At 75.7% G+C, this 1,063-nt stretch carries 2 protein-coding genes; one reads left to right on the top strand and one right to left on the bottom strand.

Translation table 11 applies throughout. From position 1 onward, the window contains the following. Positions 1–25: 25 nt before the first annotated feature. Positions 26–346 (bottom strand): hypothetical protein, encoded by a 321-nt coding sequence (locus MW084_RS00940; RefSeq protein ID WP_010468120.1) that lies wholly within the window; start codon positions 344–346, stop codon positions 26–28. A gap of 225 nt (positions 347–571) precedes the next feature. Here MW084_RS00940 and MW084_RS00935 point away from each other — a divergent pair, with 225 nt between their 5' ends. Next, positions 572–979, top strand: coding sequence for a roadblock/LC7 domain-containing protein (locus MW084_RS00935; RefSeq protein ID WP_010468121.1), 408 nt, complete (start codon positions 572–574; stop codon positions 977–979). Positions 980–1,063 lie beyond the last annotated feature (84 nt).

Below are 1,063 nucleotides of genomic sequence, written 5' to 3'. Positions count from 1 at the left end.
TTTCAGTTTGGGGNTNGGGTGGCGCTCAGGCGGGCGGCAGCCCGAGCAGGTCGCGGGCCACCGTCTCCGGCGGCCCGCCGCGTTCCCGCGCGAGGGCCGTGACGGCGCGGCGGGCCAGTTCCCGCACGCCGAACGACAGCGCCTCCGGCGACACCCACCCCGCCGCCTCCTCCATGGCGTCCTCGTCGTCGTCCACGCAGGCGGCGACGTGGACGGCCGCGGCCTCGAAGAGGTTGGGCCGCCGCCCGGGGGCGCCGTCCCGGCCGCCCGTCCCGGTCCCGCGGGCCTCCGCCTGCCGGTGTGCCCGCCGGGGGAGCGGGAGGAGCGCACGCACTCTGCTGAACATGGGGTCCACCTTCCCGTACGGCGGGCGGCGGGCCCGCCGTACGCCGTCCCGTCACGTCCGACGTGGGCCGGGTGCCCCGGTGGCGGGAGGATCCCCACGGATTCCCGGCGCCGGCCCGTGCCGCCGCCCGATGACCGGGGAAGTGCTTGCTCCGCCCACCTTGGTGGGTAAGGCTTACGCGGACACGGGGGAAACGGGGACATACGAGGAGGGGGAGGACCAAGCATGGCACTCGACAAGGAACTCGACTGGCTCCTGGACGATCTGACCAAGCGCATCGCCCGCATACGTCACGCCCTGGTGCTGTCGAACGACGGACTCGTCACCGCCGCCAGCAGCGACCTCGACCGGGAGGACGCCGAACGCCTCGCCGCTGTCGCGTCGGGTCTGCACAGCCTCGCCCGGGGTGCCGGGCGCCACTTCCGCGCGGGGGAGGCGCGCCAGACCATGGTGGAGTTCGACGACGCGCTGCTCTTCGTCACCGCCGCCGGCGACGGCAGCTGCCTGTGCGTGTTCAGCGCCGCCGAGGCGGACGTCGGCCAGGTCGCGTACGAGATGACGCTGCTGGTCAACCGCGTCGGGGAGCACCTGGCGGTGGCCTCGCGCCGTCCGGGTACCCGGGGACCGGCCTAGCGACCGCCCGGACGACCCGGCCGCGGGACGTCGGCGGGGAGGCGCGCCGGGAACGGCGCGACCCCCCCCCNCCCGCCGACGTCC

It is taken from the genome of Streptomyces sudanensis, from assembly GCF_023614315.1.
GTDB lineage: Bacteria > Actinomycetota > Actinomycetes > Streptomycetales > Streptomycetaceae > Streptomyces > Streptomyces sudanensis.
The sequence above is the reverse complement of the archived record's forward strand: the minus strand, read 5'-3'. Positions and strand labels throughout refer to the sequence as shown.